The 15,943-nt window shown below is 64.2% G+C and carries 15 protein-coding genes; 6 read left to right on the top strand and 9 right to left on the bottom strand.

Annotated elements, in window-relative coordinates:
• Window positions 1-14 precede the first annotated feature (14 nt).
• From gspL to VSR68_RS13440, 3 genes are read left to right on the top strand one after another with little or no spacing between them, the layout of a single operon-like run.
• Window positions 15-1,409, top strand: a complete 1,395-nt coding sequence (gene gspL, locus VSR68_RS13450) for a type II secretion system protein GspL (RefSeq protein ID WP_342940323.1) — start codon at window positions 15-17, stop codon at window positions 1,407-1,409.
• Window positions 1,406-1,909, top strand: coding sequence for a type II secretion system protein M (locus VSR68_RS13445; RefSeq protein ID WP_342940322.1), 504 nt, complete (start codon window positions 1,406-1,408; stop codon window positions 1,907-1,909). Before gspL ends, VSR68_RS13445 begins: the two co-directional genes overlap by 4 nt.
• Window positions 1,910-1,931: 22 nt before the next feature.
• Entirely contained in the window at window positions 1,932-2,711 is a 780-nt protein-coding gene (locus VSR68_RS13440) for a type II secretion system protein N (RefSeq protein WP_342940321.1), read from the top strand.
• Between the two features lie 125 nt (window positions 2,712-2,836).
• Here VSR68_RS13440 and VSR68_RS13435 read toward each other — a convergent pair whose 3' ends face one another.
• Window positions 2,837-4,453, bottom strand: a complete 1,617-nt coding sequence (locus tag VSR68_RS13435; protein WP_342940320.1) for an efflux transporter outer membrane subunit — start codon at window positions 4,451-4,453, stop codon at window positions 2,837-2,839.
• Window positions 4,454-4,747: 294 nt separating this feature from the next.
• Window positions 4,748-5,113 carry a hypothetical protein gene (locus tag VSR68_RS13430; protein ID WP_342940319.1) on the bottom strand — a complete coding sequence of 122 codons (366 nt, stop codon included), beginning with the start codon at window positions 5,111-5,113 and terminating at the stop codon, window positions 4,748-4,750.
• 292 nt (window positions 5,114-5,405) lie between these two features.
• Between VSR68_RS13430 and VSR68_RS13425 the strand changes: the two genes are divergently transcribed.
• Window positions 5,406-5,942, top strand: a complete 537-nt coding sequence (locus VSR68_RS13425; RefSeq protein ID WP_342940318.1) for a MarR family transcriptional regulator — start codon at window positions 5,406-5,408, stop codon at window positions 5,940-5,942.
• Between the two features lie 138 nt (window positions 5,943-6,080).
• On the top strand, window positions 6,081-7,724 hold the full coding sequence (locus VSR68_RS13420; RefSeq protein ID WP_342940317.1) for a DHA2 family efflux MFS transporter permease subunit: 1,644 nt from the start codon (window positions 6,081-6,083) through the stop codon (window positions 7,722-7,724).
• Window positions 7,725-7,781: 57 nt separating this feature from the next.
• Here VSR68_RS13420 and VSR68_RS13415 read toward each other — a convergent pair whose 3' ends face one another.
• The 5 genes from VSR68_RS13415 to ada all read right to left on the bottom strand — a co-directional run bounded on the left by VSR68_RS13415 (window position 7,782) and on the right by ada (window position 13,315).
• Complete coding sequence (locus VSR68_RS13415; protein WP_342940316.1) at window positions 7,782-8,492, bottom strand: OmpA family protein; 711 nt, start codon at window positions 8,490-8,492, stop codon at window positions 7,782-7,784.
• 106 nt (window positions 8,493-8,598) lie between these two features.
• Complete coding sequence (locus VSR68_RS13410; RefSeq protein ID WP_342940315.1) at window positions 8,599-9,075, bottom strand: hypothetical protein; 477 nt, start codon at window positions 9,073-9,075, stop codon at window positions 8,599-8,601.
• A gap of 248 nt (window positions 9,076-9,323) precedes the next feature.
• Window positions 9,324-10,937, bottom strand: a complete 1,614-nt coding sequence (gene gshA / locus VSR68_RS13405) for a glutamate--cysteine ligase (RefSeq protein ID WP_342940314.1) — start codon at window positions 10,935-10,937, stop codon at window positions 9,324-9,326.
• Window positions 10,938-11,222: 285 nt separating this feature from the next.
• Window positions 11,223-12,170 (bottom strand): DNA-3-methyladenine glycosylase, encoded by a 948-nt coding sequence (locus VSR68_RS13400; RefSeq protein WP_342940313.1) that lies wholly within the window; start codon window positions 12,168-12,170, stop codon window positions 11,223-11,225.
• Window positions 12,167-13,315, bottom strand: a complete 1,149-nt coding sequence (gene ada / locus VSR68_RS13395) for a bifunctional DNA-binding transcriptional regulator/O6-methylguanine-DNA methyltransferase Ada (RefSeq protein ID WP_342940312.1) — start codon at window positions 13,313-13,315, stop codon at window positions 12,167-12,169. The genes VSR68_RS13400 and ada overlap by 4 nt, the downstream gene beginning before the upstream one ends.
• Window positions 13,316-13,717: 402 nt before the next feature.
• Between ada and VSR68_RS13390 the strand changes: the two genes are divergently transcribed.
• Window positions 13,718-14,131 carry a VOC family protein gene (locus VSR68_RS13390; RefSeq protein WP_342940311.1) on the top strand — a complete coding sequence of 138 codons (414 nt, stop codon included), beginning with the start codon at window positions 13,718-13,720 and terminating at the stop codon, window positions 14,129-14,131.
• 42 nt (window positions 14,132-14,173) lie between these two features.
• Here the strand turns inward: VSR68_RS13390 and VSR68_RS13385 are convergent, their stop codons facing one another.
• A complete protein-coding gene (locus tag VSR68_RS13385; protein ID WP_342940310.1) occupies window positions 14,174-14,752 on the bottom strand; it encodes a YaeQ family protein in 579 nt (192 codons plus the stop codon).
• Between the two features lie 533 nt (window positions 14,753-15,285).
• A complete protein-coding gene (sap1, locus tag VSR68_RS13380) occupies window positions 15,286-15,627 on the bottom strand; it encodes a surface attachment protein Sap1 (RefSeq protein WP_342935381.1) in 342 nt (113 codons plus the stop codon).
• Between the last annotated feature and the right edge of the window lie 316 nt (window positions 15,628-15,943).

Here is a 15,943-nt window from a genome sequence, read left to right as displayed (position 1 = left end):
CGAGAGAGTGGCCTTTGAGCACGCTGATCGTTCTTTTGCCGCCGCGTGATCCGGCGGTGCCATCGCAGGAATGGCAACTGCCCGACCTGCCGTTCCTGCTGCTCGACAAGTCGGGCCGCATCCAGCGCGCTGGCCGCTCGGCGCCGGGGCTGCTGCCGCGCGCGTCGTCGACCGTGCTGATGATCGGCGCGCGCGACTGCCTGATGCTCGCCGCCACGGTCCCGCCGCTCAAGGGCCCGCGCCTGCGTCAGGCGCTGCCGAACGTCGTCGAGGACCAGCTGATCCAGGACCCGCAGACCACGCATATCGCGCTCGACCCGCAGGCGCTCGACGGCAATCGCCATGTGCTCGCGATCGTCGATCGCGGCTGGTTCCGCTTTATCGTCGAGGGCTTTATGGCGGCGGGCCATCGCAATGTGAAGGCGGTGCCCGTCGCGCGCTGTCTGCCACAGCCCGCCGCGGCCACGGCCGCTGCGCCCGCGCCGGAAGTGCATGCGGAACAGGCCGTCGCGGCGGGCGCCGATGCGGAGTCGCCGCCGCCGCGCGAAGAACCGGCGGCCGACGGCATCACGCCCGTCGTCGCGGCGGTGCTGGGTAACGTGATGTCGTCGACGGCCGTCGTGCTCGGCGAGGAAGCCATCGTCGATGCGGCGCCGCCGCGCGTCGAGCTCGCGCTCACGCGCGGTGCGCTGGGCGAAGGGCTCGCCGTGCCTGAATCGGCCGTGAATGCGACGGTCGCAGCGCTCGCCGGCAACGCGCCGGTCACGCTTTACACGCTCGTCGATCTGCCCGGCAGCGAGCCGCGCCTGTCATCGACCGCGCAGCCCGGACGCGGCTCGCCCATCACGGGCGCGCTGCCGCTGTCGTTCGAGACACTCGCGCGCAACGCGATCCAGTGCCGCTTCGATCTCTGCCAGTTCGAGTTCGCGGTGCAGCCGTGGCGGCTCGATCGCGCGACGCTGCGCCGTCTGCGCCTGCCGCTGTGGCTGCTGGCGGGGACCGTGCTGGTCGCGATCATCGGAGCGAACGTGCAGTGGCTGATGCTCTCGCGCCAGCGCGACGCGATCAACGCGCAGATGGCGGAACTGCTGCTCAACACGTTCCCGAAGACGACGGTCGTGCTCGACGCGCCGGACCAGATGGCGCGCCAATTGCAGCAGTTACGTGTCGCGGCGGGCGAGCTGTCACCGGATGATTTCCTGTCGCTCGCGGACGGCCTCGCGCGCTCGCTCGGGCCCGTGCCTGTCAACGGACTTGCCGCGCTCGAGTATCACGACCGGCGGCTTGACGTGACGTTCAAGCCCGAAGTGAAAGTCGATGCCGATTTCCAGCAGCGGCTGACGCGCAATGGCCTGAACGGTGCGATCGATAGCAACACCGGCAAGTGGACCATCAGGAACGGACAATGAAAGCTGAACTCTTGAACGCGTGGGCCGGTTTCTGGGAAGCACGCACGGTGCGCGAGAAGGCGCTCCTCACGTGGGGCAGCGCGGTGCTGGCTGTCGTGATCGTGTGGTCGGTGCTGTGGGCGCCCGCGCAGGAAGGCCGTGCGCGGTTGCGCGAATCGATTCCGGGCCTGCAGCGCCAGCTTTCGCAGATGATGGCGCAGGCGAACGAGGCGCGCACGCTGTCGGCGTCGGCCCAAGGCGCTGCGCCGACCGGCGGCGCGCTCAAGGATGCGCTGACTGCCTCGCTGAACGATCACGGTCTCGCGCCGACGCAGGTGCAGGTGCTCGGCAATGCGGTGCAGATCCAGTTGAAGAACGCGTCGTTTCCGGCATGGACGCAGTGGCTCGACGACGCGCGCCGGCAGTTCAAGGTGCAGGTGTCCGAGGCGCACGTGACGGGGCTGAAGGCGGACGGCCAGGTGGACCTGACGGCATCGTTGCAACCCGCGACCATCAAATGACGGCGCTGACACGGGACCACGCATGAATGTCTGGATGCGGCGATTGCGCGTCGCGCTGCCCTGGATCGTCGTCGCGTTTATCGCGAATCTGGTCGTGTTGCTCGTGATGGCGCCTGCCGCGTGGATCACGCCGCAGTTCTCGAAGGCCACGCAAGGGCACGTGAATCTCATCGATCCATCCGGGTCGCTGTGGCATGGCTCGGCTTCGCTGATGCTCGCGGCCGGGCCCGGCGCCGAAGCGGCGACGCTGCTGCCGGGGCGCATCGAATGGCATACGTCGTTCTGGCCGCTTTTCATGGGCCGCGTGCGCATGCAGATGCGGCAAAGCGAAGCGATGCCCGACCCCGTCACCGTCGACGCGACGCTGCGCAGCGCGACGCTTTCGGGCGGCACGATCGCCGTGCCGGCCTCGCTGCTCGCGGGCCTCGGCGCGCCGTTCAACACGCTCGATCTGCAAGGCGACGTGCGCCTCACGTGGACCGACTGGCGCAGCTTCAACCGGCAGACCTACGGCCAGCTGATCGTCACGCTCAACGACATGAGCTCGCGCGTCTCGCGTGTGAAGCCGCTCGGGTCGTATCGCGTGGTGTTTCAGGCACAAGGCGCGGCGGGCACGCTCGATCTGACGACATCGAAGGGACCGCTGCTGCTCACGGGTCACGGCACGCTCAGCGAGGCGTCGACGTCGTTCAACGGCCAGGCGAGCGCGACGCCCGATGCCGCCGACAATCTCGCCGGATTGCTGAATGTGCTGGGACGCCCGACGGGCCCCGGACAGGTTGCGCTGACTTTCACACACTAACCTTCGCGCGGGTCATAGCGGGTCACAGACGATCACAAAGACAACGGCCGCCATGTTTTGCGCATGGCGGCCGTTTGCGTTTGCGTTGCGTTCGAGTCGTGCGTAAGTGACGCTCAGCCTTGGGTTCAACCGGCAGCGGCTGCCTTTGCGACAGGCGCGGCGGGTGTAACAGGTGTGGTGGGCGCAGCAGGCGTCGATGCCGGCGCGGGTGCCGCGACGCCGCCCGTCTCGCGGTTCATCTGGGATGCATCCCAGCCGCCGCCCAGCGCCTTGACGAGACCCACCGACGACACCATCCGCTGGCCCCCAATACTCGCGAGCTTCTGCTCGGCCGTGAACGCGATGGTTTGCGCGCTCAGCACGTTCAGATAGTCGACGGTGCCGGACTTGTACTGATTGGTGACGATGTCGAGCGCCTGTTGCGCGGACTGCACGGCTGCCTGCTGCACCGTGATTTCCCGTTCGAGGATGCGCAGCGACGCGAGGTTGTCCTCGACGTCCTGGAATGCCGTTAGCACGGTCAGCCGATACGTGGCGACGTCCTGGTCATACGCGGCGCGCGCCGCTTCCGTCTGGGCGCTGCGCAGGCCCGCATCGAAAATCGTCGCCGCCAGTTGCGGGCCGAGCGTCCAGAAGCGCGACGGCGCCGTCAGCAGTTGCGAGAACACCGAGCTTTCGAAGCCGCCGCTCGCGGATAGCGTCAGCGTCGGGAAGAACGCGGAAATCGCGACGCCGATCTGCTCGTTCGCCGCCGCGGCCTTGCGTTCCGCCGACGCGATATCCGGCCGCCGTTCAAGCAGCGCGGACGGCAACTGCGCGGGCACGGCGGGCGGCACGGCGTCGAGAGGCGCGGGCGGCAGCGAAAAGGTCGAAGCCGGTTCGCCGACCAGCACGGCGATCGCATGCTCGTTCTGTGCACGCGCGACGCCGTTGTCGATGGCCGAGGCTTGCGCCGATTGCAGCTGCGTTTGCGCCTGAATCACGTCCGAGCGCGCGGCGACGCCTTGCGCATAGCGGTTCTGCGTGAGCGTGAGCGAGCGTTGATAGGCAGCGACCGTGTCATCGAGCAACTTTTGCTGTGCGTCGAGCGAACGGATATTGAAGTAGGTTTGCGCGAGCGTGGCCTGCGCGGAAAGGCGCGTGTTCGCAAGATCGGCAGCCGCGCTTTGCTGGCCGGCCTTTTGCGCGGCGACGGTGCGGCTGACCTTGCCCCACAGGTCCGGTTCCCAGGTCGCGTCGAGCGACAGGTTGTAGCTGTTGCTGATCGTGCCCGAGCTGCTGAGCGATGAAGTCGTGCCGCCGCCTCCGCCCGTCACGGAGCCGCTGAAGTTGCGGCTCGGCGAGCGTGAACGCGTGGCGTCTCCCGACGCGCTGATCACGGGGAAATACGCAGCGCGCGCTTCGCCGACGAGCGCGCGCGCCTGCCGGTACGCGGCGGCGAACTGCGCGATGCTCTGGTTCGACGCGTTGAGCTTGTCTTCGAGCGCGTTCAGTTGCGGATCGTTGTAGATGCTCCACCAGGTGCCACGGTCCTGCTGGTCGGCGGGCTGCGCGACTTTCCAGCCGTCGGCGGCTTCCTTGTACGAAGCGGGAACGTCGACGGACGGCCGTTTGTAGTCGGGACCGACGGCGCAGCCGGCAAGCGCGACCATCAGCGCGGCGGCGACAGCCACGCTCAGCACGCGTGGCCGCGCGACGTTCCCGACTGCGGCGCGGGCGCGCGAAGTTCGATCAAACTGCATGCAAATGAATTCCTGTCGATTCGGATGGCGCGACGCGCCGACGCTGTCGCTGAGCGGCCGCCCGCGCGACAACCGGCGCGTCTCTGCGATGGCTCGAATGGTAGCTTACGCGGCGCCTGCGACGAAAACAGAAGAGTAATGCGGCACGCGCTTAACGTGTGTTACCGACGGTGAGCCGACGGTTACGCGCCGTTACGGGGCGGTGCGCCGGGGCGTGGCGAAACGAAGGCCGCCTGTCGCGGCGGCCTTGGTCGACGAACAGCGGATGAACCAGGATGAACCCGAATGAACCCTTTAGACGCGCGAATCGGCCGTCGTCTGCCGCGCCTGCTTGCCTGCGGCGGCGCGGCAAGGCGGCGCATCCGGACGCGCCTGGCAGATCGTTGCGGCGGGCGCGATCGTCTGACGGTTGCCCGTGGTACGGGCCTTGAGCGGAGCCGCCAGCAGCGCGACGGGCCTGACGGCCTGCGTTCTGGCCTTGCGCGAGCGCCGGCGTTCGATCCACGCGAAGAGCAATACCCCAAGAGACCCACCCGGCAGAACGAAGATCACCGCATACAGGGCCAATTTCCACCAGCGGTGGGCCCCTTGAAGTGTTTGTAGCGCGGACTCGGTCAATGAGCGGCTCCAGCCGCCGAGGGTGTTTTTCAGGTACAGCATCGCGGGAATCCTCTGTGCGCCAGCAAAGGAAGGCGCACGCAAGTGCGGTCAGAACATGGTCTCCGATGACGCGGATCGCGTAACTCGTTGCCTGTAATAATATTGACCATGCAATTAATTTGACCATGCAATTAATTTTCAAGATACTGTGCTTCGCAGCATGGTCTTGTGTTGTTTTTCGGGATGGCATTTCCTGTCGGCCGCGAACGCGTTTGACTTCACTGCCTGAGCAGATAAAATTCCCGAAATCCATGCGGTGCGTACCCGCCCTGCGGTTTCCATCAGAATTCTCATGACAGACGGCCCGTATCAGCCGGAGTCGATTCATCTCGAGTCGAGCCTCGGTTATTACCTGACCAAAGCGCGGAATGTGCTGGTCGACCGCACCGATCGGGCGGTCGCGCACCTCGGGCTGACGACGCAGCAGATCGGTGTGATCCTGCTGCTTTCGTGCGGCCGCGCGACGACGCCGTTCGAGCTGTCGCGGGCCATGTCATACGACAGCGGGTCGATGACGCGGATGCTCGATCGCCTCGAAAAGAAAGGTCTGATCGCGCGCTCGCGCAGCGACAAGGACCGGCGGATTGTGAAGCTGGAACTCACGGCGCAGGGCCTTCACGCCGCGTCGCAATTGCCGGAGATCGGCGCAGCCGTGCTCAATGAGCAACTGCGCGGTTTTTCCGAAGCGGATCTGGCGACATTGATCGATTTGCTGAGCCGTTTCATCGCCAACGGCATCGATGCAGGAAGCGGCGCTGGCGGATGTGGCGCTGGCGGCGAACACGAGGAAGAAGAGCACGGCTCGTCTGCTTCGAGCGACGACGTGTAAGCGGCCGCGCCAAGCGCGGCTTTGTTTTGGAGATATAGCTGTCTGGGCAGAGAATGTCGGGACATGAAAGTGCGGCCATATGCGGGCCGCATTTGCATGTCGCGGCAAGTTCTTCCGCCCCGACAGGGAGAATAGCGAATGAGCGCATCGGCTTCCGCTTCCGACGATACGACGGCTGAATTGCCTGCATCTTCCGACGCGCCCGCGTCCGACGCAGCGCCACCCGGCGCGTCCGTGTCTGGCAGTCCTGCCGCACCGGCCCCCGCCCCGCTTGCCGGCGGGACGCTGGCGCTGCTCACCGTGGGCCTCGCGTTGGGCACGTTCATGGAAGTGCTCGACACGTCGATCGCCAACGTCGCCGTGCCGACGATTTCCGGCAGCCTCGGCGTTGCGACCAGCGAAGGCACGTGGGTCATTTCGTCGTATTCGGTGGCGTCGGCGATCGCCGTGCCGCTGACGGGCTGGCTTGCGCGGCGCGTCGGCGAAGTGCGGCTGTTCACGCTGTCGGTGCTGCTGTTTACGCTTGCGTCCGCCGCCTGTGGCTTCGCTCAGAACTTCGAATCGTTGATCGCGTTTCGTCTGATCCAGGGGCTCGTGTCCGGGCCGATGGTGCCCTTGTCGCAGACGATTCTCATGCGCTCGTACCCGCTTGAAAAACGCGGCCTCGCGCTCGGCTTGTGGGCGATGACGGTGATCGTCGCGCCGATTTTCGGCCCTGTGATGGGCGGCTGGATAACCGACAACTACACGTGGCCGTGGATCTTCTACATCAATCTGCCGATCGGCCTGTTTTCGGCGGCGTGCGCGTTTTTGCTGCTGCGCGGACGCGAAACGCCGACGACGAAACAGCGCATCGACGGCATCGGGCTCGGTCTGCTCGTAATCGGTGTCGCGTGTCTGCAGATGGTGCTCGACCTCGGCAAGGACCGCGACTGGTTCAACTCGACGTTCATCGTCGCGCTCGCGATCATCGCGGTGACGTCGCTTGCCTTCATGCTCGTGTGGGAGATGACGGAGAAAGAGCCGGTTGTCGACCTGACGCTGTTCAAGGACCGCAATTTCGCACTCGGCGCGCTGATCATCTCATTCGGCTTCATGGCGTTCTTCGGCTCGGTGGTGATCTTTCCGCTGTGGCTGCAGACGGTGATGGGCTACACGGCGGGCCTCGCCGGGCTCGCGACGGCGCCTGTCGGTCTGCTGGCGCTCGTGCTGTCGCCGATGATCGGGCGCAACATGCATCGGCTGAATCTGCGGATCGTTGCGAGCTTCGCGTTCGTTGTGTTCGCGTTCGTGTCGCTGTGGAACTCGACGTTCACGCTCGATGCGCCGTTCAATCAGGTGATCCTGCCGCGCCTCGTGCAGGGCATCGGCGTCGCGTGCTTCTTCGTGCCGATGACGACGATCACGCTGTCCAGCATCACGGATGAGCGTCTGGCGAGCGCCTCAGGTTTATCGAATTTTCTGCGGACCTTGTCCGGCGCAATCGGTACGGCAATCAGCACGACGTATTGGGAAAACGACGCGATCTATCACCACGCGGTGCTGTCGGAATCGGTGAGCGCCTATTCGGCGAATACGACGTCTTATAGCGATCTGTTGGCGTCGTTGGGTCTTAAGGGGCAGGCTGTGACGGCGCAGCTGAACGAGATCGTCACACAGCAGGGCTACATGATGGCGACCAACGATTTCTTCCGCATTTCGTTTGCGTGTTTCATCGTGCTCGCGTGCCTGGTGTGGGTGACGAAGCCCCAAAAAGGCGCGGCGGCGTCGATGGGACATTGACGCCGCCGCTGGAATGGAAGCTTGATCGCTCCCGATACTTCGCCGCGATAGCGGGGATTACTTGCCGTCGATCTGAATTTCGACTCGACGGTTCTTCGCGCGGCCGGCTGCGGTCGTATTCGGCGCGACGGGCGATGCGGCGCCGTAGCCTTGCACGTTCCACCTGGAAGCACGCATGCCAGTCGCTGCCAGATACTTCTGCACCGAACGGGCACGCGCTGCCGAAAGACGCTCATTCAGTTTCGCCGAGCCGGTGGAGTCGGTGTAGCCGGCGACCGTCAGACGTTCGATACCGACATCGCCATTCTGCGCGATGAAGTTGTCGAGCTTCGCGGTTGCTGCGGGCGTCAACACGGCACTGTTGACGGCGAAGTTCGCGTCGGACTGCAACGTCACCTTGCGCACGGACGCGACGACAGGCGCCACGACGGGCGCGGCGACAGGCGTTGCTATGACGGCGGGCGCTGGCGTCGCGACGGTGCGCGTCTCGCACTGGAACGTGATTTCGCGCCGCTCGTTGAGCCACACGAAATCTGTCGATTTGGGATCGGCGGGGTCGATGCGTTTGACCTGCTTGTCGCCGCAAAGACGCTTGACTTCGTCCATGCAGGCCTGAATACCTTCTGCCAGACCGAGACACTGCACACGATACGCTTGCGTTCCGTCGGCGAGCGTGACGATGTCGGTGTTGTGGGTTGGGCCTGAATACGACGTGCAGCCCGCGATACCCACAGCGCATGCAACTGCCGTCAACGTACGAATAAACATAAAGACTTTCCCGATGATGAAAATAAGCCTGCGAGACGATGCGTGTTGCGAGGCGAATTCCCAATCGGAGAAGTCTTAAAGATGCTTTGGCGACTCTTGAGTGTTCTTACTGAGAGACGGGCTCCCCTGTTGGCGACGACGTCGATTGCCCGTTCGTTCCGGCCGATTGACCGGACGTCGACGGTGCCGCCAGACTCGGCGAGCTTCCCCGCACGAACTGCTTGAAATCGGCGCCGGCTTCCCAAGGATTCGGCTTGCATCCGAGCGAACTGTCGCAATGCGCGGCGAAACCGATCGTCGACGTGCCGTCGTTGTTCGGCGTCTTCGTGATCTCAAAGGCGAGCGCGCGCTTGCCACCTTCGGGGCCCGTCGTCTGGATCAGCGAATCCGTCGCGGTCGCGACCTCATAGCGAGAATGCGTCGTGACCCACGAGTGCGCGCGCTGCCACCAGGCGTCGCATTGGGCTTTGCTCGTACAGGTCAGCGGCGCGGTCGCGATCTGCATCACATCGGGATTGACTTGCCCCTGCGTCGAACAGCCAGCGGCCAGCACGCAGAGCACGGCCATCAGATTTCTTCTCATAACCGGACTTCCTCCCATTTGTATGGCCGAGCGCTAAAGCGCTGCGTTATGAAAGTTGGACCGCAGTCGCAGCGGCATGTTTCATCAGGTGAGCATGCTGCACGCAAGCCGATCGGCATTGAGGCAGCGCAACATCGACACACAGCAATTTCCGGCCCAGACGGGATTTGATGCAGCCACAAAAAAGGCAGCACGGGGCTGCCCTTTTTGCTGCGCGGCTCAGACTCAAACGCGCGCGGTCTTTGGCGCTATACGCTGAAGCGGTTCAGCGTGTAAGCACGGTACGCCGCGACGAACGCGTCGAACGAACCGATTTCTTCGCGCTCCAGCTTTTGCTGCTGGCTCAGCGATTCGATGGCCAGCGCGGCGAATTCCTGCGCTTGTGCCGGGTCCAGCGGACGCGCGCGGAAATGCTCCGCGTGCGCGACGCTTTGAGCGAGGCCGAATGCGAGAAAGCTTTGCTGTTTGTCGCGCATGATTCGCAGCACGCGGGCAGATGGCGTCAGCGACGCGTCCGCGAGCTTCGCGCGTTGCACGGCGACCGAGCGTGCGTGGCCGTCGTCGCCGCGAATCCGGTCGAGCGCGACGGCTGCGTGATCGATCTTCGCGAGCAGTTCATTGGCCCAGTCGAGCATCTTGACGGGTTGCCCATCGCGGATCAGTTCGAGGCCGGGCTTGCGCCCTTCCATCGTCACGCGGCCGAAGTTCTGATTCGCTTCCGTGTAGGCCGGCGGCGGAAGCGGCGCGCTGTCGTCGAGCGCGCAGACGAGCAGATAGGCGTCGAGAAAACGCGCCGTCTCGAGCGAGATGCCCGTCGGCTCGAACGGATCGATGTCCATGCAGCGCACTTCGACGTACTGCACGCCGCGCGCGGCGAGCGCGTGCAGCGGACGCTCACCCGAATACGTGACGCGCTTCGGGCGGATCGTCGAGTAGAACTCGTTTTCGATCTGCAGCACGTTGGTGTTGATCTGCACCCATTCGCCGTCGCGTTGCGTGCCGATTGCCTCATACGGCGGATACGGCTGGCTGACGGCTTTCGCGAGCGCGTCGAGATAGCCCTGCAACGTGTCGTAGTCGGCGTGCAGCGCGGCTTGCGCGGTCGTGTTCGAATAGCCGAGGTCGCTCATGCGCAGGCTCGTCGCATACGGACGATAGAGCGTGTCGGCGTCGAAAGTTTCGAGCGTGTGCGGACGGCCGCGCAGGAAGCGCGCGTCGAGCGCCGGCGACGCGCCGAACAGATACATCAGCAGCCAGCTCGTGCGCCGGAAATTGCGGATCAGCGCGAGGTAGCGCTCGGACTGGAAGTCGACGGCGTTCGCAGTCGATTGCTGGTCGGCGCGAAGGAGCCGCCACACTTCTTCGTTCAACGAATAGTTGTAGTGGACACCCGCGATGCACTGCATCGTGCGTCCGTAGCGCAGCGCGAGGCCGACGCGGTACACGTACTTCAACCTGCCGATGTTCGACGTGCCGTAGTCCGCAATGGGAATCTCGTCGTCCTCGGGCAGCAGGCCCGGCATCGAGTTGTTCCACAGCAGTTCATCGCCGATTGCCGAATACACGAAGCGATGCAGCGTGTCCAGACGCTCGAGCGTGGTCGAAGCGTCATGCTCGGCTGGCGTGATGAGTTCGAGCAGCGCTTCCGAATAGTCAGTGGTCAGCGAAGGATGCGTGAGAGCCGAGCCGAGCGCGCGTGGATGCGACGTCATCGCAAGATGGCCGTCCACCGTCACGCGCAGGCTTTCCTTTTCGATGCCGCGCAAACCGGTCGTCAGCGCGTCGCGCTGCGGGCCGGATGTCAGCACGGACAGGCGGTGTAACACCGCGTCGGTCGTGCGGGAGAGTGTCGTGTTTGGCATTGATGCGGGTCGAACATCGTCGGCCGCCATGCGCCGCACGGTGCTGCTCGGCGCGGTCGACAACGTTCGGCGGAATTTTCGGTAGCGGGCACTTTAACATCTCGCCAGAACGGCTGCTTGGGGGCCGTTTCGGGCGGCTAGTCGCGCTTGCGCGCGGCACATGACGGCGCTCGCACGCGACTCGTGACCGCGCTTGTCCGCGATGTCCGGTCCGCGTCCTTCACTCTACGCCGAGCTGAGGCACGAAGTCGATCGATGGTATCTGCGCAAGTGTGCGGAAGGTCGCTAGCCGCCGCGTGCCGCGCCCGCGCGATCGGCGACTTCGTTCCACAGATGCATGGCCGCATACGAGCGCCACGGCCGCCATGCGTCGGTGCGCGCGCGTTGCTGGTTGGGGCGGACGAGCGCCGGATCGCGCGCGGCGATCGCCTGCATCAGCACGAGATCCCATGCGGGCCACGCGTCGGCGTCACGCCACGCGCGCATCGCGACGTATTCGACCGTCCACGGACCGATGCCCGGCAGCGCGAGCAGCGACGCGCGCAACTGTGCGACATCGACCGATGCGTTGCCGACGTTATCGACGCTGGCGATGCTGTCGACTGGCACGTCTCCCGACGCGACGGCGCGCGCAAAACCCTGCAGCGCTTCGATGCGCTTGCCCGGCATGCCGATCTGTGAAAGATCGACGGCGGCGAGCGCGGCGGGTGTCGGGAAGCGCCATGCCGTCGTTTCGTGCGGGTGGTCCTCGATGCGTTCGCCGGCGCGCTGAACGATTCGTCCGATGATCGTCGTCGCGGCTTTCACGCTGACCTGCTGGCCGACGATCGCCCGCACGACGAGCTCGAACGCGGACCACGCGCCGGGTACGCGCAGACCCGGCACAGCATCGACGAGCGGCGCGAGCCAGGGATCGGCGGCAAGGCTCGCGCCGATTGCTTTCGGATCGGCATGCAGGTCGAACATGCGCGCGATCGGCGCGGAGAGCGCGTCCGCGTGACGGCTCGCCGCGCCGTCGATCGTGGCGACGATGCAGCGTCGCTTTGGATGCTTGTGCACGGCAAGCGTGCCGCTGTCGCCGTTCCAGTCGATCGCGCGGCGCCATACGCCTTCTTCGACTGCTTCGACGCCGGGCGTCGCGCGGCCCGCAAAAAAGCGCAGAACGCGCGGCCAGTCGTACGGAGCCTTGAACGGCAGTTCAAGCGTTGCGGTTGCGGTCGGCGTGGTGCTCAAGCGGCGTGATCCATGTCGGCGATGGGTTGGGTGGCTTTGCGTTCGGCTTTCGCTTCGTCGTCGGCTTTCGCTTCACCGTGCGCTTCCGCGTCGAGCAGCATCGCCTTGCGCGCGACGCCCCAACGATAGCCCGCCAGTGCGCCGCCTTTCTGCACGACGCGATGGCATGGTATCGCGAGCGCGACGGGATTCGACGCGCACGCGCTCGCGACGGCCCGCACAGCGCGCGGCGAGCCGACTGCTTCGGCGATCTGCGAGTAGCTGCGCGTCTCGCCGTAGGGGATGCGTCGTAGCGCTTCCCACACGCGCTGCTGGAAAGCGGTCGCGGCGATGTCGAGCGGGAGGTCGAAGCGCTGACGCTTGCCGCGCAAATACGCATCGATCTGCTCGATGAACGGCGCGAGCCGCGCGGTGTCTGCGATTAGTTCCGCGCTCGCGAATTCCTTGCGCAGGCCGTCCACGAGCGGCGCTTCATCGTCGCCAAAGGCGATCTTGCAGATGCCTTTGTCGGTCGTCGCGACCAGCACGAGGCCAAGCGAAGTCTGCGCGCTGGCGTAGTGGACGCGCAGTCCGGCACCCTTGCGCCGATACTCGGAAGGCGCCATGCCGAGTTCGGCGGCCGCCGTGTCGTACATGCGCGACGGCGAGCCGAAACCTGCGTCGACGGTCGCGCGCGTGACGTCCGCGCCGCGCTGCAATGCGTCGCGCAGCGCGGCGCCGCGTTGCGCCGCCTGGTACTGGCGCGGCGACACGCCGACCACGCGCTTGAAGAGCCGCTGCAAGTGAAACGGGCTGACGTGCACGGCCTCGCTCAACTGCGCGAGCGTGAGGCGCTGCTGCGGATCGGCGTCGAGCGCGGCGCACGCGCGATTGACGATATCGAGCTCGCGCGGCAAGCCACCCGGCTGACAGCGCTTGCATTCGCGATAGCCGGCGGCGCGCGCTTCGTCGGTCGAGCCGAAAAAGTCGACGTTGTCCCGCCGTGGCAGCCGCGATGCGCACGACGGACGGCAGAATACGCCCGTCGTCCGCACGCCATAGAAGAAGGCGCCGTCGGCGGACACGTCGCGGTTCAGAACGGCTGCCCAGCGTTCGTCGTCGGTGGCGAACGCGGCGGGAGCGGCTTTGGAGAAGGCTGTGTTCATCGTTTGCCCCGAGGGACGGTTTCGATGCTTACCACTTTAGCGAGCAAGCTCACACACTACGCTCCGGTTCTTGCTCTGTCATTTGGCTCGCATGATCGACTGCGGCTGGCCCTGGGATTCCCAAATTTCGGGACAAAACACGTCGATGAAAAAAGTTGGGGTTTTCCCTTAAAAAGTTATTGCGTCGCATCAAGCCGGCGTGTATAGTGATTTCTGTCTCCTCCATGTCTCCTCCTGATATGGATTCAGCCCGCTCCAATCGAGCGGGCTTTTTTTCGTCCGCAGTTTTTGCACTTCGGTCCCCTGCCGGGCCGGAAGAAGCGCCTCTAGCCTCAGCCCTTGCACGGGTTTCCTTCTAAACTGGGTTCTTCAACATGAACTCCACGAATGGGACGCCGTGCCATGAAATTCCAGATTCTCGATATTGACCACGTCGTGATCCGCGCCGCCAATCTGGAGGCGATGACGCGCTTCTACCGCGAGGTGCTGGGCTGCGCGCTGGAGAAGGAACAGCGCGATCTCGGCCTGATCCAGCTTCGGGCGGGACGCTCGCTGATCGATCTGTTGCAGGTCGGCGGGAAGATCGATCGGCCGGAAAGCGGCGTGCCCGGCGCGGGAAAAAACATGGATCACATCTGCCTGCGCGTGGAGCCGTTCGACGCGGATGCGCTGAAGGCCTGGCTGACCGAGCAGGGTGTTCGGATCGGCGAGCAGGCGACGCGCTACGGTGCGGATGGTTATGGTCCGTCGCTGTATCTGTTCGACCCAGAGGGCAACATGGTCGAACTCAAAGGGCCGCCGGACGCGACGGCATGAGCGGAAGACGCGATTTTTAGGTACACAGAGCGGCCAATTGGCTCAGCGTCCGCCGTGCGCGGCGGGGCGTGCGTCGGCGCTGGCTTTGAGAACCGTCCATTCGACCGGCACGGCATCGGCGGTTTCACTGCCGAGCCACGCGGCGTTGTCCTGCACGGTGCATTGCAGGCGCATCGTCCGTTCGGCCAGCGCGGCAAGCTCGGGCGCGACGTTTTCGCCCAGCGACCACACCGTCACGTTCCGCAAACGCTCGACCTTGTTGCGCACCCCTTGCCACCAGATGTCGGAAGTCTTGCCGCCGTAGGCGATCACGATCACCTCGTTTGCGCGGCTGCTGGCCTTGGCGATCCGGCGCTCGTCCGGCTGACCGACTTCGATCCAGGTGTCGATTGCGCCCGTCAGGTCTTTGGCCCACAGATCGGGTTCGTCGATATCCGACAAGCCCTTGCAGAATTCGAGGCGTTCCTGCGCGAACAGCGCGAACGCGGCCACGCGGACCATCATCCGCTCGTTGGTTTCCGAAGGGTGAAGCGCGATCGTCAGCGAATGGTCGGCGTAGTAGTGCCGGTCCATGTCGGCGATCTGGAGTTCAGCTTTATAAATTGTCGATTTCAGAGCCATGCTGCAACCTGGTCCAGCGAAAGCGGACCGGATAGTGAATAGAGAGTCTGCGTACCTTGCCATGATCGTTCCCTGCCTTGCAGCGGTCACGCCTCGGTTCGCGCGTCTCGCCGTTGAACACATAGCCGGTTGCCGCTGAGCCGAACTGTGGGCCGTTGTTGCGTCAACCGCGCTGCTTTCGCTTCACTTGGAAAGCAGCAACATGTGTGCCGAACTGGCGTGTCTTCGGGCCGTCGCGCGGGCAATGCGTCCTACCGCAAGGTGGGAGCGTGATGATACCGAATATGCCGGGGTGGCATGACAGCCTGATGAGGCACGCCAGGCGGCGTTCGCGATGGTCTGGAACGAAGAAACAGACGGCTTTGCGTCGAATGTGCGGGACTGGCGGAGAATTAATGGCCGGCTTAAAGCGGCGAGAAAATGCAAATGGCCAGACGAGAGTCTGGCCATGTTAAACCCCGAAAGAAGCTCTTTCGTTCAGATGTCTGCTCACACCCGACAACCAATGTCGGGTGAAATCCAACTTTAAGAGCCTATTGCTTGATAAAGCGGTCGTTAGTCCAAAGCCCCTGAGTATCACTATTGCCGGCATTCACGAATTCGACGTCATGGCCGACTACGCGAACGACGCGGAATTCCGAATTCTCCGGCGTCGAGATGCATTGATAACCCGAGAAGAACTCCTGCATTTTCTGCTGCTCGCCTGCCTGTGCGTGCTGATTGACGGCGTCGAGCTTATCTTTCGACAGGCACCCATACGCATTCGCCTTGAATTGCACCGTTTGTTGGGGCTTGATCACGACGTCCTGTGCCTGCGCACTGGCTGCCGCGACTAAACCCGTCAATGCGAAAAGAATGGCGACTCGCTTTTTCATGGTTACCTCCGTGCGGGTTACTGCTCGGTTAGCTAGGTGTTTAACTGCCGGAAAAGACGCACAACTAAAAATCTAGGAGAACTGTATTGAACGGCAAGCACATCTTGTGTGCGCTCGCAACAGCGGCGAATTGTCGCAGTGATCGTGCGACCGTTTGAACGCCGCACCCATGTCGCTGCGAGGCAAATGTCCGGCGGATTGCAGATTGAGATCGCGAGTTGAAAGCGTCTCTGGATAACCGTTCGCCGGTGAGATTCGCGTTTACGCTTAAACGCTTTTATGCAACTTGCGATAACGCATTTGCGTCTTGACGCAT

Source organism: Paraburkholderia phymatum, assembly GCF_038900715.1.
Lineage (GTDB): Bacteria > Pseudomonadota > Gammaproteobacteria > Burkholderiales > Burkholderiaceae > Paraburkholderia > Paraburkholderia phymatum_A.
This window is presented reverse-complemented; position numbering and strand designations above follow the sequence as displayed.